Here is a 23,211-nt window from a genome sequence, read left to right as displayed (position 1 = left end):
GAAGGACATCAGCATGGCCGTTCATGACCTGGAACTCGACCTTGGAGCCCTCCTGGAGCGCAACCCGGCGCTCCAGATTCCCCGCGACGAGTACAACATCAACGTCACCTCGAACGAGGGCGGCCGGCTCACCCCCGCGGAACTCACCGACGAGATCGCGGCCTTCCCCGGCGCCGGCCAGCCGGCCCACCTCTACTTCCACCTGCCGCTGTGCAACTACATCTGCCACTTCTGCAACTACGTCAAGCGCCTGGTCCCCCGCGGTAAGGAGGACTCGTCGCTGCGGCTGTGGCAGGACCTGCTGATCGAGGAGTCCCGGCGCTGGCTGGACCGGTTCGGCTGGGTGTCCGGCGCCCGGATCGACTCGTTCTACATCGGCGGCGGCACCGCGGCGCTGCTGCTCACCAGCGCCGACACGATCACCCCGCTGGTCGAGCACGTGCGCCGCCACTACCAGGTGACCGACGGCGCCGAGTTCAACATCGAGGGCAACCCGGAGAACTTCACCCGCGACAACCTGCTGCTCGCCCGGGACCTCGGCTTCAACCGGTTCAGCCTCGGCGTGCAGTCGCTCCAGGACGAGGTCAACGAGTTCACCAAACGGCGGCACACGGCCGAGGAGTCGCTGTCCGCCGTCCGGAACCTGCTCGACACCGGCTGCCCGTTCAACGTCGACATGATGTTCGGGCTGCCCTACCAGACACCCGAGTCGGTGCGCGCCGACCTCACCGCCCTCACCGAACTCGGCGTCCCGACGATCACCATCTACCGGCTGCGCAACGCCGACCGGGCCGAGATGGGCATCGGCAACCGGGCCGTCTGGAACAATCCGGCGGTCCGCGACCGGCTCGTCCAGCAGGGCTACTTCCCGGACCTGACCTCCACCTACGCCATGCGGCAGGCGGCCGTCGAGGTGCTGCTCGACCACGACTACTACCCCAGCCCGTGCGGCTGGTGGAGCCGGCCCGGCACCTACGAGGGCGGCAACATCCCGCAGACCTCGAAGAACAAATGGGAACACTACGACACGATGATCGCGCACGGGCCCGGCGCCTACGGGTGGCTCACCGGCGACGGCGCCGAGTTCGTGCAAACCCACAACGACACCGACATCTCCGGGTACGTGCGATACATGCAGACGCAGCCGGACCTGCCGCTGGCGTACGGCCGCCGCCTCGACGGGCACAAGGCGATCGGCACCGCGCTCGGCTTCAACTTCAAGGCCAACCAGCCGATCGTCCTCGACCGCTACAAGCGGCAGTTCGGCGCCGACCTCCTCGAAACCGAGCCGTTCGCGTCGGCGTTCTCCGACCTGATCGACCGGAAACTGGTCGAGGTGGTCGACGGCGGAGCCGCGCTGAAACCCACCCTGGACGGTGAGGCCCTCCACGAGGAGATCATCTACCACTACTTCCACCAGCGGATCAGCCTGTCCGACGCCCCGGTATGCAGGCGTTGATGAGCGGATCCCCCGACACCGGATGGCTGGCCGGCGACGACCGGCCGGCCCCGGCCGTCCTCAGCGGCGCCGAACAGCGGCTGTGCGACCTGCACGGCGCCGAGACCGCGGTGGTCCTGTCCGGGGCGGGCGCGGCGACGGCGTACGCCCTGGCCGCGCTCACCAACCCGGGCGGCCACGTGATCGTCTCCGCCGGCCTCCGCGGCGCCGCCCGCGAACACGTCGAGCAGGAGTTCCGGGAATCCGGGCGGACCGTCGACTTCGTGGACTGCGGCGACCTCGACGCGGTCGCCGCCCTGGTCGACCCGCGAACCCAGCTCATCCTCACCGCATCGATGACCGACCCGGAGATGCGGCCGATCCCGGTCAACGACCTCGCGGCGCTCTCCCACAGTACCGACCTGCTTCTGGTCGTCGACAACACCGCCCTGACCCCGGCCCAGCTGCGGCCCCTCGACCTCGGCGCCACCGTCGTCGTCGAGGCCTGCACCCCCTACCTCGACGACCAGGCCGGGCTCGGGTTGTCGGCGGTCTGCGGTCCGGCGCGGCTGCTGCGCCGGATCAGCGCGCAGGTGGCCAGAACCGGTGGGCGCCCCGATCCCTGGTCGGACCGGATGCTGGCCCAGGCGCTGCGCACCCTCGACCTGCGGATGGCCGCCCACCACCGGCACGCCGACGAGATCGCCGAATTCCTGCGCAAACAGCCGGCGGTCGCGACGGTCCACCGGGCCGGCTTCGACGAGGCGCCGTGGGCGGTGGAGACACACACCGGCTTCGGCGGGCTGCTGTCGTTCACCACCCACGTGCCGGTCGACGTCGCCCGGACCGGTGGCGCGATCACGGTGCCCGCCTGGGAACAACCCGGCCTCGACCCGCACCTCGTCCGGGTCGCCGCCGGACACGACGACGCGGCCGAGCTGATCGGGCGGCTGCGGGCCTTGCTGTCCCCGGAGGACGCCGCATGATCGCCGGAGTCGACCTGGCCGGATGGCGCGAACTCGCCGGAACCGTCCGCCGGGCCTCCTGGGAGGCGCAGGCCGCGATCAGCGTGTCCGCCGCCGGGCCGGAGATCACCGTGCGGCCCATGCTGCTCGGGCCGACCCGCGTCACCCGGCCCTTCACCGTCGCCGGCGATCCGGTCGCGCTGCTGCTCACCGCACTCGCCGCCGACACCGCGGCCACCGTCGCCATCTCACTCACCCGGCAGGGCGCGCTCCCCACGAAGATCAACATCCGGGGGTACGCCGGGCGAGCGCCGACAATGGCAGTGCACCTCGACGTCGCCGGTCTGGTCACACCGGCCCAGCTGGCGGCGGCCGTCGACCATGTCCGCCGGTACAGCGTCATCCTGCGCACCCTGGGCGAGGCGAATCCCGTACGCATGCTGCTCGTGACACCCGACGGCTCGCAACCGGTGCACCTGGCCGGTCCATCGCCTGGCTCGTCGTCTGCGGGTTCTGGCGGTGCATCGCCTGGCTCGCCGTTGGCGGGTTTTGCCGGGGTGCCGTCTGCCTCGCCGTTGGCGGGTTTTGGCGGTGCATCGTCTGGTTCGCCGTTGGCGGGTTTTGGCGGTGCATCGCCTGGCTCGCCGTTGGCGGGTTTTGCCGGGGTGCCGTCTGCCTCGCCGTTGGCGGGTTCTGGCGGTGCATCGTCTGGTTCGCCGTTGGCGGGATCTGCCGGGGTGCCACCTGGTTCGCCATCGGCGGGTCTTGCCGAGGCGCCGAACGTCGATGTCGTCGGTGAGGTGTATGCCGTGTGGCAGCAGGGGGCCCGGTCGACGGTCACCGCCGCCGGCCGTGCAATCGTCGTCGACCGGCCGAAACAGTTGTTCGGCACCGACCGCGGCCCGTCGCCCGAGGAATGCCTGCTCGCCGCCCTCGCCGCCGAGACCCTCGCCCGCACCGGCGGCGAGGTCCACGTCTCGGCCCGCCAGGACCTGCGCGGCGGCCTCGGTTTCGACGGCGCCCCGGTCGGGTTGCGCGACATCCTCGTGCAGTGCCTCGACCCGCAAGCCCCGATCCCGGCCCCCGGCCCGGTGCTGGAACTGCTGCGCCAGCCCACCGACATATCCATCGAGATCGAGAACCGGAGAACACCAGATGCCCCGTGAATGGGACGCCACCACCTACGACTCCCTGCCGCTGCCGCACAAGTTCTGGGGCAAACGAACCCTCGCCCGCCTGGAACTCGCCGGCACCGAGACCGTCCTGGACGCGGGCGCCGGAACCGGCCGGGACACCCTCGCCCTGCTCGAGATGCTCCCCGAGGGCCGGGTCGTGGCGGTGGACGGCTCGGTCAAGATGCTCACCCAGCTCAAGGCGAAACTCGACGGCAAACTGGACCGGGTCGACGTGATCAACGCCGACCTGACCAAGCCGCTGCCCGTCGAGCAGCCGGTCGACACGGTGTTCAGCGTCGCCACCTTCCACTGGATCCACGACCACAGCGCCCTTTTCGCCAACATCGCCCAGGTGCTGCGCCCGGGCGGCTGGTTCGTCGCCGAATGCGGTGGCCAAGGCTGCGTACGGCGGGTGCTCGGCGCCGTCGAGGACGTGCTCGGCCAGCCGGCGGACGCGGCCTACTTCGCCGGCGTCGACGAGACCGTGGAACGGCTGCGCGAAAACGGGTTCACCGACATCGAGGTCGACCTGCTCGACGATCCGGCCACCCTGGAACCGGGCGAGCAACTGGAAAGCTACCTCGGCACCGTCGTCATCGGCCCGTACGTCGACCGGCTCCCCGAATCCGAACACCGCGCCTTCGTCCACGACGTGGCGAGCCGCCTGCCGGAGCCGGTGATCGACTACGTCCGGCTGAACATCAAGGCCCGCCGCAAGGGCTGAGAGGGGAGTGCCGTGGGCCGGATTCGGCTCGCCGTCGTCTACGACACCGGCGCCGCCTCGCCGCTGGAGCTCAGCCTCCTGGCGGCCAGATACGCGCCGATGGCGGTGATCGTGGGCGACTCGCCACACGCGGCCGCCATGATGCCGATGTTCGCCGAGTTCGACCACGTCACCACCCTTACCGCTGCCGCTGCCGCTGCCGCTGCCGCTGCCGCTGCCGCTGCCGCTGCCGGTGCCGGTGCCGGTGCCGGTGCCGACGCGGATGCGGGCGGCTTCGTCGGCGGGTTTGATGGTGCCGGTGTGGGCGCGGAGGGTGTCGGTACCGGCTTCGCTGGTGCCGTTATGGACGCCGACGCCCTGGTCACCGGCGTTGATGGTGCTGATGTGGATGTCGACGGCGTCATCGTCGGCTTCGCTGGTGCCGGTGTGGATGCCGACGGCATTGTCGCGGGCATCGATGGCGCCGGTGCGGAAGCCGACGGCGTCGTCGGTGGCCTCGCCGGCGCCGACGTGGACGGCATCGTCACGTTCAGCGAGCGCATGCTGGTGCCGACGGCGGCGCTTGCCGAACGTCTCGGCCTGCCGTTTCACACGCCGACCGTGGCGGTGCGGCTCACCGACAAGCACCGGCAGCGCGAGGCCCTCGACGCGGCCGGGGTGACGGCCGTACGCCACCGGCTGCTCACCGACCCTGCCCGATGGCCGGAGGTCGTCGCCCACACCGGCCTTCCCGCTGTCGTGAAACCACGCCGCGGCGAGGCCAGCCGCGACACCCGCTTGCTGCGGGACGAGGCGCAGGCCGCCGCGGTCCTGCCCGAACTGCCGCCCGGCGCGTTCGTCGTCGAGGAGTACCTGGAAGGACGCCCGGAACCGAACTTCGGCGACTACGTGTCGGTCGAGTGCGTGGCCGCCGCCGGCACGGTCACCGCCCTCGCGGTGACCGGCAAGTTCCGCCTCCTGGCACCGTTCCGGGAGACCGGCGGATTCTGGCCGTCGCACCTGAGCGACACCGAACAGGACGAGGTGGCGGCCCTCGCCGTCACCGCCGTCGAGGCGCTCGGCGTCACCACCGGCCTGAGCCACGTCGAGATCAAACTGACCCCGGCCGGGCCCCGGATCATCGAGGTCAACGGGCGGCTCGGCGGCGGCATCGCCGAACTCGCCCACCGCGCCACCGGCTTGGACCTGCTGGATCTGGCCGCCCGCATCGCCCTGGGCGAGACCCCACCGGTACGGCGGGTCCGTCCCGATCGCGTGTACTTCCAGCACAACACCGTCGCACCCGAACAACCGTGCACGGTCACCGCCATCCACGGCATAGCCGCCGCGAGCGCGACACCGGGAGTCCACCGGATCCGGCCGTTCGTCCGCCCCGGCGAGCAGCTTCCCGGCGGCGTACACACCCATGAACTCGACATGCTGACCGGCGACGCCGCCGACCACGCCGAGATGATCCGAATCCTCGACACCGCACTGGCCCAGCTCACCTACGAACTCGACGGTGATCGCTCATACAGCGCACCCCGTGTCAACCGCGCCTCTCGTCTTGACGACACCTCTCGTCTTGACGACACCTCTCGTCTTGGCGACACCTCTCGTCTTGGCGACACCTCTCGTCTTGGCGACACCTCTCGTCTTGGCGACACCTCTCGTGTTGATGGCACGTCTCGTCTTGACGGTGTGTCTCGTCTTGACGGTGCGTCTCGTGTTGATAGTGCGTCTCATGTTGACGGTGTCCGGCGGCCAACAGGTAGCCGGCGTGCAGACGATTCCGGGCGCCCAACTGGGTCATGATCTCGGCGACGTGCCGCTGACAGGTGCGCAGCGACAGCCCGATCCGCCGGGCGATCACCTTGTCCTCCTCGCCTTCGACCAGCAGACGGATGATCTGCGCCCGGATGTCGTCGCTGACCGACAGCACCGGCGCGCCCCGGTCCGGGAACGGCAGTGCCGCGATCCAGAACCGCTCGAACTGTTCGGCGAGACAGGCGATCAGGTTCGGCTCCCGCAGCAGCACGACACCGTCCGGGCCGGAGCGGACCGGCGCCACCGCCACCGTCCGGTCGAAGATCAGCAACCGTGCCGTGCCCGGCGCCGAACTGCGGATCTCGGCGCCCAGCTCGGTCAGTTCCCCGGCCCGCGCCGCGGTCGCCGGGCGGTACCGGTCAGCGTGCCGGTACAACATCCGCAACCGCACTCCGCGCCGCGGCAGCTCGTCAGCGAGCAGACCCGGCCACGGATCGCCCGGCTCGCAGACCAGTGCCTCCTCCGAGCAGCGGGCGGCCATTTCGGCGACCGTCCGGCTCACCTCGTCAGCCCCCTGCACCAGTTCGATCGCGTGTTCCGGGGCACGACCCGGCAACCCGGCCCGGTACGCCGGCAGCAGATCGTCGAGCGCCAGCCGCGCCTGGTCGGCCTGGGCCCGCAGCTCGGTGATCGCCTGCTCGACCGGGCCGAGCAGCAGTGTCTGGGCGATCTCGGGCGACACCGCGGCCAGCCGATGGCCGTCCCCGCTCGGACGCAGCAGCCCCGCAGCGATCAGCCGTTCCACGGCGGCGCCGACATCCTCGAGACCCTCACCGGACGCGGCGCGTTCCGTTCCCCCCTGACCGGCTGCACCGGCTTCGGAGCCTTCGTTGCCGGTCTGGTCGGTTGCGTGGGGGTCGGGGCGTTCGTTGCCGGTCTGGTGAGTTGCGCTGGGCGTGGCGATTTTGTTGTCGGTCTGGTCGGCTGTGTGGGGGTCGGGGCGTTCGTTGCCGGTCTGGTGAGTTGCGCTGGGCGTGGCGTCCTCGTTGCCGGTCTGGTGGGCTGCGCTGGGCGTGGCGTCTTCGTTGCCGGTCTGGTCGGGTGCGCCGGGTTCGGCGTTGTCGAGGTCGGTGCGGTCGGCTGCGGCGATGTTTCGCGGGCTGAGGGCCTCACTGAGTTCGGCGCGGTCGACGTCGGTGCGGGCGGCCGCGTAGGCGTATGCCCGCACCGCCGTCTCGCCGAGCTGCTCCCAGCGGAAATCGCCCAAGTTCGCGCCCTCCCCGTCGTACCGCGGTGTTCACATTAATCACGGGAGTTCGAAATGCCGCATCACATGATCAACAAGCAGGTCGCCGCGCGTGCCATCGAACGCCCGGACGCCGTCGCCGTGATCGATCGGGGTGTCGCGGTCGACTACCGCACCCTCGACGCGGCCGCCGACTCCGCCGCCGCCGAACTGGCCCGGAACGGCGCCGGCCCGGGCACCATCGTGGCGGTTCGCCTGCCCCGCGGCGCCCACCTCGTGATGACGCTGCTGGCCGTGCTGAAGACCGGCGCGGCGTACGCTGCCCTCGACCCGCGCTGGCCCTCGGACCGCGTCGGCCTGCTCCTCGAGGCTCTCGACCCGCCGGTGATCGCCGGCCCGTCCGGCTGGAATCCGCTCTCCCATGATCTGCCCGAGTGGGCGGCCCTGGGGGAGCGGCCGCCCATGGTCGACGCCACCGCCGACGACCCGGCCTGCGTGTTCTTCACCTCCGGCACCACCGGAGTCCCCAAGGGTGTGGTGTCCCCGCACCGCGCCACCACCCGGCTGTTCGCCGCCGGGGGACCGCTCTCCTTCGGCCCCGGCACCGTGATGTGCCAGTCGTCGCCGGCCGCCTGGGACGCGTTCAGCCTCGAACTGTGGGGCCCGCTCACCACCGGCGGCACGGTCGTCGTCGCCCCCGACGACCACCTGCTGCCGCATGTGCTGCACCAGCTCGTCACCGCCCACGGCGTGAACACCGCCTGGTTGACCGCGTCGCTGTTCAACCTCTTCGTCGACCTGGAACCGGACTGCTTCACCGGTCTCGGCCACGTGCTGACCGGTGGTGAACGCCTGTCCCCGCCGCACGTCGGCCGGTTCCTGCGACGATTCCCGGAGACGGCTCTCACGAACGGGTACGGGCCGGTGGAGACCTGCGTCTTCGCGACCTGCCACCCGATCGTCGCGGCCGACGTGGACCGGCCTGACGGAATCCCGCTCGGCCGCCCGGTTCCGGACACCACGATCGAGCTGATCGACGGTGAGATCCACATTGGCGGCGCCGGGGTCGCGCTGGGCTACCTCGGCGATCCGGGGGCTACCGCGGAGCGTTTTCGGGACGGGCTCTACCGTACCGGTGACCTGGGTTTTCTTGATGACGACGGGGTGCTGCACTTCGGTGGGCGCGCCGACCGCCAGGTCAAGATCCGCGGCCATCGCATCGAACCGTCCGAGATCGAGGCGGTCACCGGCGGCATCGGCCAGGTCCAACAGTGCGCGGTCGTCCCGGTGCCGGGCGCCCGTCCCGGCACCTACGAGAAGCTGGCCCTCTTCTACACGGCCCCGCCCGGCAGCGGCCCGGCCTGGCTGCGCAGTCGCCTGGCCGCGGTCCTCCCGCCCTACGCCGTCCCTGACACGATCCGCCAGGTCCCCTCGATTCCGGTCACGCCGAACGGCAAGACCGACACCCGCCTGCTGCTCAGCCGCCTGTGACTCGCCGGGCGCCGGGCGCGGAACGCAGTACCCGCAGCAGACGGCCCGGGGTCAGCAGATGGGTGGGCGGGGCCAGCATGTTCGAGACCCGCAGGAAGGCCGCGCCCAGAGCCGGGTCCCGGGAGGCGGCCGCGCGATAGTGCGCCAGGTAGGCGTTCAGTGGCCGGTCGACGGCGCGCCGTGGCCCTTTCGCCTGCGGGAACCGTAGATCGGTGCCGGTGGCCAGCGACCACGGCGTGTCGACCAGGCGCGCTGCCTCGGTGAAGTAGCGATCAATTCCGGTCATCTGGGTCAGCAGCAGCGCCTGGAGAGCGGCCACCGTGATGCCCTGGCCGTAGATCGGATTGAAGCTGCACAGCGCGTCACCGACGACCACGAAACCGTCCGGGCGGCGCGGCAGACGTTCGTAGTGGTGCCGGACGCTCGCCGGAAAGCGCATGCGGACCGGATCATCGAGCGCGACGGCCGTACCCAGGAAGTCTTTGATCTCCGGCCCGGGAAACGATCGAGCGAAAGCGAGAATCCCGGCGTCGTCGACCGGAGGTTCGTCGCCGTGCATGCCCGCGAGCAGCAGCACGACCCGGTTGCCCTCCTGACGGATAGTGACGCCGGTGCGTGGCATCCCCGGGTACGGCGCCATGATCACCGCGAAGTCGATCCGACCCGGTTCATACCGATAGTGGCGGGTCGTGTAGACCACGTCGGTGCGCACGGTGCTCGCCGGCACCTCCCCGTAGCCGAGCTCCCGCAGCCACACCGGCGACCGCGAGGACCTGCCGCCCGCATCGACGACGAGATCCGCTTCGATCTCCTCTTCGACCCCCTTCCTTCGTACGCGTACGCCGCGCACGCCGTCCGCATGCACCAGTCCGGTGACCTCGGCATCGTCGATGATCTCCACGTTGGGCAGGGCGCGGACCCGCCCCCGGATGAGGTGTTCGAGCAGCGCCCGGGTCACCCCGTAGACCGGCATCGGCGACCGGGCGCGCCGCATCGGATAGCCGTCGAGATACCAGTGGCAGTCGTCGTGCAGGTCGCCCCGAGGTACGCCGGCCGCCAGCATCTCGTCCACGAACCCGGGGAAGAGCTGGTCGAGGACGGTGCTGCCGCGAGCCAGCAGGGCATGGGCCTGCCGGCTCTGCGGCACCCCACGCCGGGGCTGTGCGGTCGCCGGCAGGCTGTCCCGATCAAAGACGGTCAACCGCTCGCATCGACCGCTGAGTCCCCGCGCGGCGAGCATCCCACCGATGCTTGCCCCCATGATCACCACCCGCTCCATGCGGACGATCATGGTGGCCATCCGCTCCGCAGCCCTCACTTTCCGGCCGAGATCAGGCGATGGTGTCCGTCCGTTCCCGCCATGATCAACATCGAGCGGCGGGTGGATTCCAGCGCCTGACGGAGATCGCCCGGAATCCCCGGGTCCGATCGATCCGCCGCCTGTCACGCTGGTTTCATCGGCGGACCGCTACTGCGGGACCCGGGCCGAGACCTCGTCGAGCGCCTCCACGTCGGCGGAGGTCAGGTCCAGGGTCGCGGAGGCGATCAGGGCCGGAAGCTGGTCGACGGTGCGGGCACTGGCGATCGGGGCGGCGATGCCGGGCCGCCCGCGCAGCCAGGCCAGCGCCACGGTCGCCGGGGCGACGCCGTGCTCCCGGGCGATCTCCTCCAGCACCTTGACGACGGCCAGCCCCGCGTCGTTGAGGTAGTTGCCGGCCGCGCCGCCCCGGATCGCGCCGTCGAGGTCCTCGGCCGTCTTGTACTTTCCGGTGAGGAATCCGCTGGCCAGCCCGTAGTAGGGCACGACGGCCAGATTCTCCTCGGCGACGACCGGGGCGATGTCGTTCTCGTACCCACCCCGGCGGACCAGGTTGTAGTGCGGCTGCACGGCGACCGGCAGGGTGAGCCCGTCGCGGCGGGCGATCCGGAACCACTCGCGGATCCGCTCGCCGGTGTAGTTCGACAGGCCGACCGCCCGGATCTTGCCGGCTTCGACCAGCCCGTCGAACGCGGCGGCGGTCTCCTCGAGCGGCGTCCTCCGGTCGTCGAAATGCGCCCAGTACAGGTCGATGTGGTCGGTCCGCAGCCGCTTCAGCGAGGCGTCGGCGGCGGCCCGGACGTTGGCGGCGGCCAGCCCCCGGAACTGTGGGTGCTGACTGACCTTCGTGCCGATGACCACCCGGTCCCGGTTGCCCCGCGAGGCGATCCAGTCCCCGATGATCGTCTCCGACTCGCCGCCGGCATTGCCCGGCACCCAGGCCGAATAGCCGTCGGCGGTGTCCAGGAAGTCGCCGCCGGCGTCCACGAAGGCGTCGAGCACCTGATGCGACGCGGTCTCGTCACTGGTCCAGCCGAACGTGTTGCCACCCAGGGCGAGCGGGAAGACCTCAAGCCCGGCACCGATGCCACTCATGAAGATCACCGTACCCCTCGACTGTGACAACAGAACCAATCGACTGTCACCGCTCCTGTCCGTCAGTCCCAGTCATGACCACCATCGAACGCTGGGTCGAGGTCCACCGCCTGGCGGTGTCGGGCCGAGAGGCGGAGATCGCCCGCCGGCTCGAGCAGGTGCTGGCGCAGAAGTGGCTTCTCACGTCCCGGTTCACCGACGCTGCCAACATCGCGCGGCTGACGCTGACGCTGGGGCCGGACGCCAGCGCCTTCTACGATCTGGGATGGGCCGAGTCCGCGACCGGAGATCTCCGGGAGGCTCTGACCAGTTATGAGGAGGCCTGGCGTCTCTACCAGCGAGCCGGTGACCGGGGCAACGAGGCGACGGCCCTCAGCAGCATCGCGTTCGTGCACAACCGCCTGGGTGAACGACGGCAGGCGCTGGAGTACCACGAGCAGGCCCTGGCCATTCAGCGGGACCGTGGAAATCGAAAGAGCGAGGCGGCGACGCTCAACAACATCGGTGGTGTCTACAACGATCTGGGCGATCTGCGCCGGGCGCTGGAGCACTGGGAGCGTGCCCTGCTGATTCAACAGGAGATCGCCGACCGGCGGGGTGAGGCGGCGGCACTGAACAACATCGGCGGCGTCTACGAAGCCCTGGGTGATCCGCGGCGGGCGCTGGAGTACTACGAGCGGGCCCTGCCCATCCAACGTGAGATCGGTGACCCGGCGGGCGAGGCGGCGATTCTGAACAATCTCGGTACCAACCGGTTCCGGAAGGGCGACCTCATCGGAGCCGGGGAGATGTTCCGGCAGGTCCTGGTGATCGCCCGCGCCATCCGTCATCGACATACCGAGATGACGGCGAGCTGCAATCTGGCCGTGGTCCTCGCGAGCATGGGGATGCCGGGCGAGGCTGTGGAATTCCAGCGGCGGGCGGTTGCGCTGGCCGAGCAGGTGAGCCGTCCCGACCTTGATCGGTTGCGAGCCATCCTCGCTCAGATCGAGCAGGCGGCGGGCGCCCAGACGGAGGAGGCGTCGTCGTGACCTCGATCGAGCAGGTGGTCGAGGTTCACCGCCTCGCTGTCGAGGGGCGGGAGACGGCGATCGCCTGGGGCGTCGGCGGGTGGCTGGCGACGACGTGGCTGCGCCGCTCCCGCTTCACCGACGTCATCGACCTCGCGCGCCTGACGCTGACGCTCGGTCCGCACGCGCCCGCCCTCAACCACCTCGGCGGGGCTCAATCGTCCCTGGGGCAGCTTCAGCAGGCGCTGTCCAGCTACGACCAGGCGCTGCGCCTCTACCAGGAGGCCGGCGACCGGGGAGGCGAGGCGGCCGCCCTCAACAACATCGGTGGCGTGTTCGAGAGCCTCGGCGACCGGCGGCGGGCGCTGGAGTACTACGAGCGGGCCCTGCCGCTCACCCGGGACGTCGGCGGGCGGGAAGGCGAGGCGGCCGCGCTCAACAACATCGGGCTCGCCTATGACGGCCTGGGCGAATGGCAGCGCGCTCTGGAGTACTACCAGCAGGCGCTGCCGATCACTCGGGAGATCGGTGATGCGGGCGGCGAGGCGGTGACTCTCAGCAACATCGGTCTGGCCTGTCGTCATCTCGGTGATCCGCGGCGGGCGCTGGACCACTACCAGCAGGCCCTGTCGATCCAGCGGGCCATCGGTGACCGGGCGGGCGAGGCGACCACGCTCAACAACATCGGTCTCGCCCATGGCGGCCTCGGAGACCAGCCCCGCGCGCTGGACCACTACCGCCGGGCGCTGGCGCTGCGGCGCGAGGTGGGCGACCGGCAGGGCGAGGCGGTGACCCTCGGCAACATCGGGGTGCTGCTCGGCGATGCCGGCGAGAACGAGCGGGCGCTGGAGTTCCTGCGAAAGTCGTTGTCCATCCGCCGGGAGATGGGCGACCGGGTGGGAGCGGCGACCACCCTCAACAACATCGGCGCGATCCTGTTCCTGCTGGGCGACCTCGACGGGGCCAGGGAGGGCATGGAGGAGGTTCTCGAGGTCGTACGCGAGGTCGGTGATCGTGGCTCGGAAGTGGTCGTCCGGTCCAATCTGGCCGCGCTGCTGATGCGGATGGAGAGAGTGGACGAGGCCGTCGAGTTGCAGCGCGGGGCGGTCGATCTGGCCGAACGGATGGGGCACCCGGCGTCGGGCGCGTTGCGCGGCTTCCTCGAAGAGATCGAACAGGCAGCGAGAGAGATCGAGGATCGGTCGTGAGCCGGATGAATGTGTTTGAGCTGGAGATCTTCGAGCAGACCTCGGACTACTCCGAGCTTCGGCTGTCCAGCGGAGAAGGAAAACCGAAGACCCGGGCGCTGGACCGGGCCGCCATCGAGGAGCTGATCGAGGTGGTGGAGCACGTCTACACCCCGCATGCGATCGCTCAGAAGCTCTTCGAGTCGTCGCAGCTGCGGGAGCTGGGCACGAAGCTGGCCGACCTGCTGGACGGCGACGAACGGTGGCTCGAGGAGATCCTCGGCAGCCCGCCGGGCAGCACGCTGCGATTCACGGCGGCCGAGCGGCTCCGGCACCTGCCCTGGGAACTGCTCGCCAAGGACGGCGCCTATCTGACCGTCACCGGGACGGCACCGCTGCTTCCGGTGCGGGCCATCGGCACCAACGCGGCCCTCAAGGAACCCGTCTCTCCCGGTAACCGGCCGCTGCGGGTGCTGTTCATGGCCACCTCCCCGGAGGGGGTCACGCCGGTGCTGAACTACGAGCGGGAGGAGGGGGAGATCCTGGCCGCGACCTCCCGCGCCGGCAGCGAGCTGGTGGTCGAGGAGAGCGGCACCCTGGACGGTCTCCGCTTCCTCAGCCTCGACCACGGCGAGGGCTATTTCGACGTCCTGCATCTCAGCGGCCACGCCACCATCGCGGCGGACGGCCGGCCCGTCTTCGTGGCCGAGGACGAGCTCGGCCGGCGTTCCGATGTGACCGCCGACCAGATCGCGCAGGCCATGGCCGGGTACTGGCCCCGCCTCGTCTTCGTCTCCGGCTGCCTCACCGGCAACGCGCCCGACGGCGGGACGCTGCCGTCGATGAGCGAGAGCCTGGTACGGGCCGGCGCCCCCGCCGTACTGGGATGGGCCCTGCCGGTCGGTGACCTGGCCGCGACCGAGTTCGCCGCACAGCTCTACCAGGGGCTCGCCGACGGGCAGCGGCTGGACCGGGCGATCGTCGAGGCCCGTCAGCGCCTGTTCGCCCAGGAGAGCTGTGACTGGCATCTGTTGCGTGTCTACGCCGACCGGTCGCCGCTCGCGCCCCTGGTGACGCCGCTGCGGACGGCCGGGCGCGCGCTGCCGCGGATCCGCTCCGCCGACCAGGACTTCCTCGATCCGCAGACCCGGCTGTCCCGGGTGGCGTCCCGGGCCGCGTTCGTCGGGCGGCGACGTGTCATCCAGCGCTGCCTCCGGGCCCTCAAGCAACCGCAGGGCGGACCGGAAGCCCTCGTCCTGCAGGGGATGGGCGGCCTCGGCAAGAGCAGTCTCTCCTCCCGGCTGCTGGAGCGGATGCCCACTCACCAGCGTGTCGTCTGGTACGGCCGGGTCGATCCGACCAAGTTCCGGGAACTCACCGACAAGATCGATTTTCCGACCATGGAGCAGCAGATCGAGGCCACCAAGCTGCTCGACAACGAACAGGCGCCGCTCGCCGTTCGGCTGCGTTTCCTGTTCAAGGGCCCACTCGCGCAGACGCCCTGCCTGTTCGTGTTCGACGACTTCGAGGAGGGCAACCTCGACGAGCGCAACGGCTCCTACATCCTGTCCGCCGACATGGCCGAGATCCTGCCGGCGCTGCTGAAGGCGATCCGCGAGACCGGCAGCCCCAGCCGGGTCATCATCACCAGCCGCTACCGGTTCCCGGAGCCCGCCGGAACCAGCATCGCCGTCGAGGCGCTGGAGACCCTCACCCAGGTCGAGCAGGACAAGAAGCTCTCCAACCTGCCGAACCTGCGTCCCACCTCGGCCCTCGACCCGGACATCCGTGAGCGTGCCATCGAAGCCGCGGCCGGCAATCCGCGCCTGCTGGACTGGCTGGACAGGATCGTCGCCGACACCAGCCTCGACATCGACGGCTTCATCACCGCCATCCAGGCCGAGGCGGACCGATTCCGCCGGGAGAGCATCCTGGCGCAGAAACTGCTCGGCTCCCAGTCCGAGGATCTGCGGCGGATGCTCGCCAAGGTCAACGTCGTCGAGCTGCCGGTGCCGGCCGAGACGGTCCGCGCCGTCCACGACCATCCGGACGCCGACCAGCACATCCGGCGGGCCGCCGATCTCGGCCTCCTCGAAGAGGGCACCGACCCGGAGAACGGCCAGCCCCGCTACTTCGTCTCCAACGTCCTGCGCCCGCTGATCCGCCCGCTCCTCACCGACGACGAACACGTCGCGGCGTGCGCGGCGGCCGCCCGCTCCCTCTACAAGATCTGGGTCACCGACCCCGCCGAGTCCGCCTCGCGTTCCTGACCACCGTGGCGGATATGGCCGTGCTCGAGGAGGTCCGCCAGGAGGCGGCACGGGCGCGCGGCGCATTCTGACATCGCGGCGCTCCGCCCGTACCGGGAGGGGGTTGGGGTTAGGGGTTGGTGGCCTCGTGGCTGATCCGGTCGAATTGCGTGGCCATCGCCTCGGCCAGCGCCTGGGCCGCGGAGAGGGGGCGGACCATGACCATGAAGGAGTCGATGAGGCCGTTCTCGTCATAGTGCAGGAAGTCGCAGCCGGTGATCGCCTTGCCGTCGACCTTGGCCTCGAAGACGAGGGCGTGATCGTCGCCGTCGGCGATCTCGCGGACATAGTGGAAGTCCTCGAAGACGCGCAGCACGCCGCGGAGGATGGCCGCGGTGATCGGCTTGCCCTCGTAGGGCTTGAACGCGACCGGGCTGGTGAAGACGACGTCGTCGGCGAGCAGCGCCTCCATGGCGGCGGCGTCGCGAGCTTCCACGGCGTTACGGAAAGTGGTCATCGGCCCTCCGGGGGATAGTCAATTTGTTGACTATAGCGCCGGGCGTAGCCGCCACGTCGCCTCCGGTCCGGTCGTACCCGTGATCGCGTGTGCCTTCCGCCGGAGAACTGCGGACAGGGCGGGCAACGGTCCGCATTCCGGGGCTGGTTCCATGGGAGCGTGACGAGCGAGAACAGGACACCGCCGCCGCTGGGCCGGATCGATCTGGGCGAGGTGCCCTACGAGCGGGCCATGGCCGACATGGACGAGTGGGTCCGGCAGCGGCGCGAACGGGAGGCGGGGGACCGGCTGTTCCTGCTCGGCCATCCACCGGTGGTCACCTACGGGCGGGCCACCAGCCCGGAACACTTCGCCGCGTTGTTCCCCGGCATCCCGGCGGTGCCGACCGACCGCGGTGGGCTGGCCACCTACCACGGGCCCGGTCAACTCGTCGGCTACCTGGTGCTGGGCCTGCGCGACCGCGGGCCCGGCGACATCGTCCGGTGGCTGGAACTCGGCCTCATCGCCGCGCTCGCCGACCTCGGCCTGACCGCCGTCCGCCGGGACACCCCGCGCGGCGCCACCAGCCTGGTCGGGGTGTGGACGCCGGATCACCGCAAGATCGCCTCGATCGGGATGCGGGTGCGCGGCACGATCACCAGCCACGGCTTCGCTCTCAACATCGACCCGGACATGTCCGTGTACGACACGTTCACCGCCTGCGGCCTGCGTGACGTCGAGATGACCTCGGTGCGGCTGCTGGCCGCCGAGCAGGGTGTCCGGATGCCGTCGGAGGCCGAGATCCGGGACGCTGTCGCGGGCCGCCTCGGCGCGGTGCCGGGACGTCCGTCGACGTGCTGAGTTCGGCCCACCGCTCGTTTTCGGCGTGCTGAGTTCGGCCCACCGTTCGTTTTCGGCGTGCTGGGTTCGGTCCGGTGCTCGTTCTCGCCGTGCCGACGTTCACTGTTCGCGGGAACCCACGACGGGTCACCGCCCGCGGTGACTACTTTCCGGCGAGCGCGGCGAAAACCGCCAGCAGGGCGCCGGTTCCGGCGTTCACCGCGATGACGAAGCCCCGCTCCCAGCCGGCTGGTGCCAGAGCGACGCCGACGGCAACGGTGGCCGCCGCGGCCACGGCCATGCCGATTCGCGCCACACGCTGATCCGCGGTCCCGTGCCGCCGGCGCAGCAGCGACGACAGGATCACCAGCGCACCGACCGAACCCGCGACGCCGGCGATGAGCATCGGTACGCCGAGCGCCTGCGCACCCGACCGGATCCCGTCGGCCCCGCTCCACGCGAGCAGACCGAAGACCACCACAGCGAGTGTGTGCAGGGCGGTGCTGACCACTCGTACCTCAGGCATGGCTCATCATGGCATCCAGCGGTGCCGATTCCCAGATCAGGATCTGGCGGTGCCGGGTGAACCCGTTGCGCAGGTAGAAATCGACCGCGCGCCGGCCGGAATGGACGGTCACGTGCAACAGCCTCCGGTCGCGGGCCTCGGCCAGGATCGCGGCCATCAGCGCCGCCCCGATGCCCTGACGGCGGAACTCCTCCCGAACCATGACGGACTGCACGTCACCGAAACGGCGGTCCATCGCCCCACCGCCCGGCACCCGCTGCGCCACGAACAACCAGGCACAGCCGACCACGTGCCCGTCGATCTCAGCGACGAACGGCAGATGCGTCTGAGCATGCGTGGCCATCCACCCCGCGAACGCCGCGATCCCGTCCGGCCCGATGTCCCGCAATTCCGCCAGCGCCGGAGCATCCGCCGCGACGCCCTTCCGTACGATCACCCGGCGGAGTCTATAGCCCTTGTGGTCGACGTCCGCGCCTCGCTTCCGGCTGCTTTCCGGTACGCGTGACCTCGTCCCGTCTCATCAGGACCGTCCCGTCTGGTCGGCGCGATCTCGCTGCCACTCCGGCCCGTGCCGCGCCCGCCGGGCGCAGATCGGTGGCCGGGCGGGAACGGCGGATCCACCATGGTCGTACCCAGCGCCCGGGGTTCTGGTCGCCCATCCTGGCCGGCCGCGTTCTTCGACACCGGAGACGAACGGCAGGGCGCCGTCGAATCTCCGTAGCGACGACAGGATCGCGCCAAGGATGGATCAGCCGACGTGGGGGTGCGGTGGGCCGCCCAACTTGACGGAGAGCTCGCTGGCGAGCCGTCGGTAGGCGACGCCATCTCGCCGGGGCGCCTCCTCGCCGATCTCGATGGCCAGCTCGTCCGCGAAGAAGGCCGACTGCTGCAGCTGAATGATGAGATCGGTCCATCGCGGGCCGGTCCGGGTCATCCGGGCGGTGGTCCCGCCGATGTCGGTGCCCTTGCGGAGAGATCGCTGCTGGTCGCGGGACAGACTGATCGTGTACGAGCGATCGGGCCGCAGGCGCAGTTCGGTCAGCGCCTCCAGGCTGACGTCACCCAGTTTCCGGTAGTCGACGGCGTCCGCCGAAACGGTGAACTCGCACCACGGCGACCATCGGCGCTCCTCGTCCTCGGGGCTTCGGTAGAGGAGCTGCCCGGAGTCCAGTTCCGCAGGGTCGTCGACGCGGGCCCGCCAGCGGTAACTGCTGCCCGGCGCGAGGTCGCCGGGACGGAACTCCAGGCCGAGGAGAGCACGCGCGTTCGTCGTCTCGTCGCCGCCGAGCCGCTCGTACTCGTAGATGATCTCCGCGCCGTGGCCGTCCGCCAGCACCTTCGTCAGCGCCGTGCCGATCACCGGCCGCCCCGGGCCGGTCACACAGACCTCGTGGCCTGCGGTCGGCACCGGGCTCGGCACGGGCGGCATCGGCGCGGCCGGAATCCACAGCGCTGGGTCGACGTATGTGCCGTCCGGCCGTGTACAGGCGAAAGCAGTGGAAACCAAGGTATTCGGCTGGTCGCGGTGTTCGTCGCGGATCTGCTGGGCCATTCTCAGGCAGTCCGCGTACAGGGCCGGGCCGTCCGACGGCCCGGTCAAACGGGGTGCCGAGGCCGCCGTCGCGAGCAGGCCCGCCAGGCCGGCGAGCATGGCCGGCCAGCGCAGGATCGTGCGTGCCCGCCCGAAACCCGCCACCGTGACCTCCGCTGCTCCTCGACGCTTCGCCGTCTTTTCGGTCGCCCGCCGCCGAAGGTGAGCATTTCCCGGTCGGCGTGCCGTCCACCGACCGGGCCGTCGATCAGCGCGGAGCTGGCGCCCAGCTCAAATCGGTGCCCGGGCAGGCCGTCACGACCTGGCTGCACCGGATCGTGGTGAACGCCGGCGCCCGCGTGACCGCACCCCACTGCCGCCGCTCCCGCCAGACCGCGCGATCTAGAGCGTTTCGCCACCGAAAACGGTGGCAAAACGTCCAAGATCGACGTGTCGGGAGGTGCGGGCGGCGCCACCGCCGCGGCCGGGAGCGGGCACCCCGTGCTTGGCAGGCGCCGCCGCGACCACCCACCCAGCGCCACCGGCGGCAGGCGAGCGGATGGCCTACCGATCTACGCCCGGCGGGCGCGGCACAGGCGGGACCACCTCGCCGGCGCGCGCCGCCCGGGCGGGACAACCCTAAGGAGACAGGGCGAGGTCGCGCGTACCGAAAAAGAAGCCGGAACCGAAATCGCGGACCTCGACCACCGGGATCTAACCCACGGGGGCGGTCGATTCGCGGGTGATCAGGCGGCACGGGACGGTTTCGGTGCCGGAGCCGAGGGTGCCGCCGATCGCGGCGAACAGGCGCTGGGCGGCCAGGCGGCCGAGCTGTTCCAGGTTCATGTCGATGGTGGACAGCGGCGGCCGGGCGTTGGCGGCCAGGATGTTCCAGTTGTCGAAGCCGATCACCGCGACCTGCGACGGCACGTCGAGTTTCTCCTGGTGGAGGACGTCGAGGACGCCGCGGGCGATCTCGTCGGAGCCGGCGAAGACGGCGTCGATCTCCGGGTCGCGTTGCAGCAGCATGCGGGTGGCGCCGCGGCCCCACGCCTCCGACCAGTTGCCGAACCACACCTGGTCGCCGGCGAGTTCCAGCCCCTCCTCGGCGAGTCTGGCCAAGGCGCCGGTGGCGCGATCCTGCGCGGCGCCGTAGGTGGCGTCGCCGGTGATGTGGGCGATGCGGCGGCGGCCGTGCCGGATCAGGTGGTCGACGGCGAGTCGGCCACCGCCGATGTTGTCGGTGACCAGGGACAGGTCGGCCGGGTCCTCGGACGGCGCGTACGCGTAGATGACCGGCACCGGCAGTTCGCCCAGTGACGGGCGGGCGTCGGGGCGGGCGCCGACCACGATGAGCCCGTCGACGCGGCGCGACAGCAGGGCCCGCAGGTGGTGTTTCTCGCGCACGTTGTCGCCGCGGGCGTCGCAGAGGAAGACCGATGTCTGGTCGGATCCGAAAGCGTCTTCGGCGCCCATCAGGATCGGGATGGAGAAGCGGCCCTCCAGGTCGGAGGTGAGCAGCCCGACCGTCCCGCTGCGCTGTGTGATCAGGCCCTGGGCGAGGGTGTTGGGCGAGAAGTTCAGCTGCTCGGCGGCGCGCAGCACCCGGTCACGGGTGCTGGCACGGACCTGGGGCTGTCCGTTGAGGGCCTTCGAGGCGGTCGCGATGGAGACGCCGGCGAGCTTGGCGACTTCGCGCAGCGTGACGGGACGGGTGGTCACGGTCCTACCTCCACATCGGTGCGAGTCATCGAAGCTCTTGACAACGGATTTTCCTCCGTATTACGTTCCGGAAAACCTTTTCGGTACGCCTGACTCGTACCTCTTCACTGCTCAACTCGTTCCGAGCGTACCCGCGAATATACCCGCACCGAAACTCACCGAAAACCGGAGGTGCTCCGTGCGTCGAATATTGAGCGCCGCCCTGGCAGGCCTGCTGATCACCGGGCTGGCCGCCTGTGGCGGGGACGGCGACAAGGGAACGGCCGCCCCGCCGGCCGGCGCCGGCGTCGAGGGGGTCGACGACGGTTCCGAACTGACCCTGTGGACCCGCGCCCCGCTCGAACTGCAGGCCAAGGCCCTGGTGGAGGCGTACAACGCCACGCACAAGAACCAGGTGAAGCTCACCATCGTCCCGAACGACGACTATGTGGCCAAGGTCGGCGCGGCGGCCGGCAGCGGCGACCTGCCCGACCTGTTCGCCGCCGACATCGTCTACGTGCCGAACTGGACCAAGTCGGGACTGTTCTTCGACCTGACCGAGAGCATTGGCCAACTGTCCTACGCCGACAAGATCAACCAGGGGCACGTTCAGGCCGGCACCTACGAAGGCAAGAAGTATGTGCTGCCCTTCGTTCTGGACCTGTCGGTGGTGTTCTGGAACAAGGGCCTCTACAAGGAGGCGGGACTCGACCCGGAGAAGGGCCCGACCACCCTGGACGAGTTCAGGCAGCAGGCCCTCGCCGTACAGAAGCTTGGCAAGAAAGACGTCTACGGCACCTATTTCGGCGGCAACTGCGGCGGCTGCAACGTCTTCACCTGGTTCCCGATGGTCTGGGCCAGCGGGGAGGAGGTGATGGACCCGGCTGGCACGAAGTCGCTGCTCAACGGTCCGGCTGCCCAGAAGGTCTACGCCACCTGGCGGGAACTGCAGGGGGCCGGTGCGATCGCGCCGGGCTCGAAGGACGAGACCGGGGCCACCTGGGTCGCCGCCTTCCAGGAGGGCAAGATCGGCGTGATGCCGTACCCGGCGACCCTGCTGCCGACCGCGTCGAAGACCGTCGACGTCGGCGTCACCGCGATCCCGGGCGTCTCCGGTGGTGGCTCCACGTTCGTCGGCGGCGACGGCATCGGCATCTCCAAGGACTCGAAGAAGACGCAGCAGTCGTGGAACTTCCTGTCCTGGCTGACGTCCGAGGCGGCACAGGTCGAGGTGCTGGCCAAGAACAACTCGAGCGTGGCCCGCACGGATCTGGTGGACAACCAGTATTCGGCCAAGGACCCGCGGGTCGTGACGATCAACAAGGCCGCGGCCTCGCCGCAGAGCAAGACACCCGTCGCGGTCAACTTCCAGCAGGCGTTCAACGCGCCGGGCAGCCCGTGGGTCACCCTTCTGCGCAATCAGGTGTACGGCGACGCCGGCAGCCTCGAGAAGGACAACGAGGCCGTGACCGGAGTCCTGGCCCAGTGACGAGTGGCGGCGCCCGGTGGCGGAACCCGGGCGCCGCACCAACCTTAAGGACCGAGCCACCGTGGCATCTCCCGTCACCACCCTGGAACAACAACGGAGCTCGCCGGCCGTACCGGTGAAAGGCTCGCAGCGGCGCCGGAGGCCGAAGCTCACCGGCTGGGCCTACGCGGCACCCACCGCGTTGTTCGTTCTGATCTTCTTCGTCGTGCCGGTCGTTCTGGTCGCGCGGATGTCGGTCTCCGACTGGGGGCTGTTCACCGGTGACCGTGGCTGGAATGCGCCGGAGAACTACCAGGACGTCATGGACGACCGGCTGCTGTGGCCGGCCGTCTGGTTCACCGTCAAGTACACCGTCGTGACCACCGTCATCCTGCTCGGGCTGGCGCTCGCCCTGGCGCTGCTGGTGCAGGAGTCGAGCCGCTGGACCGGCATCCTGCGCAGCTCCTTCCTGGTGCCCTCGGCGCTCGGCCTGGCCTCGGCGTCGCTGCTGTTCTACGCCCTCTACTCGCCGCAGAGCAGCCCGCTCGGTTTCCTCGGCATCGACTCGTTCCTCGGCACCCCGAACGCGGCGCTCTGGTCGACGGTGGCGCTGATCGTCTGGCGGTTCGCCGGCTTCTACATGCTGCTGTTGCTGGTCGGGTTGCAGAGCATCCCGGGTGACGTCTACGAGGCGGCCCGCCTGGATGGCGCCACCCGGATGCAGACGTTCCGGCACATCACGCTGCCGCTGCTCAAGTCGTCGCTGGCACTGTGCGCGATCCTCTGCGTGACCGGGTCGCTGCTGGCCTTCGACCAGTTCTACATCCTCACCAAGGGCGGCCCGGACAACAGCACGATCACCATCGTCCAACTGGTCTACAACATGGCCTTCTACGGCCAGAACAACCTGGGCCGCGCCGCCGCCCTCTCGATCCTCATCCTGGCCGTTCTGCTGGTGGTCAACGTCCTGCAGTTCCGTGGCCTGCGCGGCAAGGAGGACTGACC

At 70.1% G+C, this 23,211-nt stretch carries 19 protein-coding genes and 1 pseudogene; 12 read left to right on the top strand and 8 right to left on the bottom strand.

Going from position 1 to position 23,211, the window contains the following annotated elements:
- The first annotated feature begins 13 nt into the window (after positions 1 to 13).
- From J5X75_RS22050 to J5X75_RS22030, 5 genes are all read left to right on the top strand, one after another.
- Positions 14 to 1,459, top strand: a complete 1,446-nt coding sequence (locus J5X75_RS22050) for a radical SAM protein (RefSeq protein WP_208469375.1) — start codon at positions 14 to 16, stop codon at positions 1,457 to 1,459.
- Positions 1,459 to 2,424 carry a PLP-dependent transferase gene (locus J5X75_RS22045; RefSeq protein ID WP_208469374.1) on the top strand — a complete coding sequence of 322 codons (966 nt, stop codon included), beginning with the start codon at positions 1,459 to 1,461 and terminating at the stop codon, positions 2,422 to 2,424. Before J5X75_RS22050 ends, J5X75_RS22045 begins: the two co-directional genes overlap by 1 nt.
- 119 nt (positions 2,425 to 2,543) lie before the next feature.
- Positions 2,544 to 3,569, top strand: coding sequence for a hypothetical protein (locus J5X75_RS22040; protein ID WP_208469373.1), 1,026 nt, complete (start codon positions 2,544 to 2,546; stop codon positions 3,567 to 3,569).
- Positions 3,559 to 4,302: a class I SAM-dependent methyltransferase gene (locus tag J5X75_RS22035; RefSeq protein ID WP_208469372.1), complete on the top strand. Its 744-nt coding sequence runs from the start codon at positions 3,559 to 3,561 to the stop codon at positions 4,300 to 4,302. Before J5X75_RS22040 ends, J5X75_RS22035 begins: the two co-directional genes overlap by 11 nt.
- A 99-nt stretch (positions 4,303 to 4,401) precedes the next feature.
- Positions 4,402 to 6,096: an ATP-grasp domain-containing protein gene (locus J5X75_RS22030; RefSeq protein ID WP_208469371.1), complete on the top strand. Its 1,695-nt coding sequence runs from the start codon at positions 4,402 to 4,404 to the stop codon at positions 6,094 to 6,096.
- 22 nt (positions 6,097 to 6,118) lie between these two features.
- On the opposite strand, the pseudogene J5X75_RS44500 reads toward J5X75_RS22030, so the two are convergent.
- Positions 6,119 to 6,487: pseudogene (locus J5X75_RS44500) on the bottom strand (hypothetical protein); the annotation flags it as partial.
- Positions 6,488 to 7,369: 882 nt separating this feature from the next.
- On the opposite strand from J5X75_RS44500, the gene J5X75_RS22025 reads away from it, so the two are divergent.
- Positions 7,370 to 8,785, top strand: coding sequence for an AMP-binding protein (locus J5X75_RS22025; RefSeq protein WP_208469370.1), 1,416 nt, complete (start codon positions 7,370 to 7,372; stop codon positions 8,783 to 8,785).
- Here the strand turns inward: J5X75_RS22025 and J5X75_RS22020 are convergent.
- Both J5X75_RS22020 and J5X75_RS22015 read right to left on the bottom strand, forming a co-directional pair.
- Positions 8,772 to 10,085 (bottom strand): FAD-dependent oxidoreductase, encoded by a 1,314-nt coding sequence (locus tag J5X75_RS22020; protein WP_238488812.1) that lies wholly within the window; start codon positions 10,083 to 10,085, stop codon positions 8,772 to 8,774. The two genes, J5X75_RS22025 and J5X75_RS22020, sit on opposite strands and share 14 nt — an antisense overlap.
- A 168-nt stretch (positions 10,086 to 10,253) precedes the next feature.
- Positions 10,254 to 11,198: an aldo/keto reductase gene (locus J5X75_RS22015; protein WP_208469369.1), complete on the bottom strand. Its 945-nt coding sequence runs from the start codon at positions 11,196 to 11,198 to the stop codon at positions 10,254 to 10,256.
- Between the two features lie 74 nt (positions 11,199 to 11,272).
- Here J5X75_RS22015 and J5X75_RS22010 point away from each other — a divergent pair, with 74 nt between their 5' ends.
- Genes J5X75_RS22010 through J5X75_RS22000 form a run of 3 tightly spaced genes read left to right on the top strand, consistent with a single transcriptional unit; the run spans position 11,273 to position 15,665 of the window.
- On the top strand, positions 11,273 to 12,229 hold the full coding sequence (locus J5X75_RS22010; RefSeq protein ID WP_208469368.1) for a tetratricopeptide repeat protein: 957 nt from the start codon (positions 11,273 to 11,275) through the stop codon (positions 12,227 to 12,229).
- Entirely contained in the window at positions 12,226 to 13,416 is a 1,191-nt protein-coding gene (locus J5X75_RS22005; RefSeq protein ID WP_208469367.1) for a tetratricopeptide repeat protein, read from the top strand. Before J5X75_RS22010 ends, J5X75_RS22005 begins: the two co-directional genes overlap by 4 nt.
- Positions 13,417 to 13,421: 5 nt before the next feature.
- On the top strand, positions 13,422 to 15,665 hold the full coding sequence (locus tag J5X75_RS22000) for a CHAT domain-containing protein (protein ID WP_208469366.1): 2,244 nt from the start codon (positions 13,422 to 13,424) through the stop codon (positions 15,663 to 15,665).
- Between the two features lie 109 nt (positions 15,666 to 15,774).
- Here the strand turns inward: J5X75_RS22000 and J5X75_RS21995 are convergent, their stop codons facing one another.
- Complete coding sequence (locus J5X75_RS21995) at positions 15,775 to 16,161, bottom strand: nuclear transport factor 2 family protein (protein ID WP_208469365.1); 387 nt, start codon at positions 16,159 to 16,161, stop codon at positions 15,775 to 15,777.
- A gap of 159 nt (positions 16,162 to 16,320) precedes the next feature.
- On the opposite strand from J5X75_RS21995, the gene lipB reads away from it, so the two are divergent.
- Positions 16,321 to 17,001: a lipoyl(octanoyl) transferase LipB gene (gene lipB / locus J5X75_RS21990; protein ID WP_307798194.1), complete on the top strand. Its 681-nt coding sequence runs from the start codon at positions 16,321 to 16,323 to the stop codon at positions 16,999 to 17,001.
- 142 nt (positions 17,002 to 17,143) lie between these two features.
- On the opposite strand, the gene J5X75_RS21985 is transcribed toward lipB, so the two are convergent.
- From J5X75_RS21985 to J5X75_RS21970, 4 genes are all read right to left on the bottom strand, one after another.
- Entirely contained in the window at positions 17,144 to 17,506 is a 363-nt protein-coding gene (locus J5X75_RS21985; protein ID WP_208469364.1) for a hypothetical protein, read from the bottom strand.
- Positions 17,499 to 17,942 carry a GNAT family N-acetyltransferase gene (locus tag J5X75_RS21980; protein WP_307798193.1) on the bottom strand — a complete coding sequence of 148 codons (444 nt, stop codon included), beginning with the start codon at positions 17,940 to 17,942 and terminating at the stop codon, positions 17,499 to 17,501. Before J5X75_RS21980 ends, J5X75_RS21985 begins: the two co-directional genes overlap by 8 nt.
- A gap of 312 nt (positions 17,943 to 18,254) precedes the next feature.
- Positions 18,255 to 19,202 (bottom strand): hypothetical protein, encoded by a 948-nt coding sequence (locus tag J5X75_RS21975; protein ID WP_208469363.1) that lies wholly within the window; start codon positions 19,200 to 19,202, stop codon positions 18,255 to 18,257.
- 549 nt (positions 19,203 to 19,751) lie between these two features.
- Positions 19,752 to 20,759, bottom strand: coding sequence for a LacI family DNA-binding transcriptional regulator (locus tag J5X75_RS21970; RefSeq protein ID WP_208469362.1), 1,008 nt, complete (start codon positions 20,757 to 20,759; stop codon positions 19,752 to 19,754).
- 178 nt (positions 20,760 to 20,937) lie between these two features.
- Here J5X75_RS21970 and J5X75_RS21965 point away from each other — a divergent pair, with 178 nt between their 5' ends.
- A complete protein-coding gene (locus J5X75_RS21965; RefSeq protein ID WP_307798192.1) occupies positions 20,938 to 22,227 on the top strand; it encodes an ABC transporter substrate-binding protein in 1,290 nt (429 codons plus the stop codon).
- A 61-nt stretch (positions 22,228 to 22,288) separates the two neighbouring features.
- Positions 22,289 to 23,209 carry a carbohydrate ABC transporter permease gene (locus J5X75_RS21960; protein WP_307798191.1) on the top strand — a complete coding sequence of 307 codons (921 nt, stop codon included), beginning with the start codon at positions 22,289 to 22,291 and terminating at the stop codon, positions 23,207 to 23,209.
- Positions 23,210 to 23,211: the final 2 nt, after the last annotated feature.

Origin of the sequence: Actinoplanes flavus (genome assembly GCF_017592555.1) — a bacterium.
GTDB lineage: Bacteria > Actinomycetota > Actinomycetes > Mycobacteriales > Micromonosporaceae > Actinoplanes > Actinoplanes flavus.
Note: the sequence above shows the minus strand (reverse complement) of the source record. Positions and strands in the feature narration are given on the sequence as shown.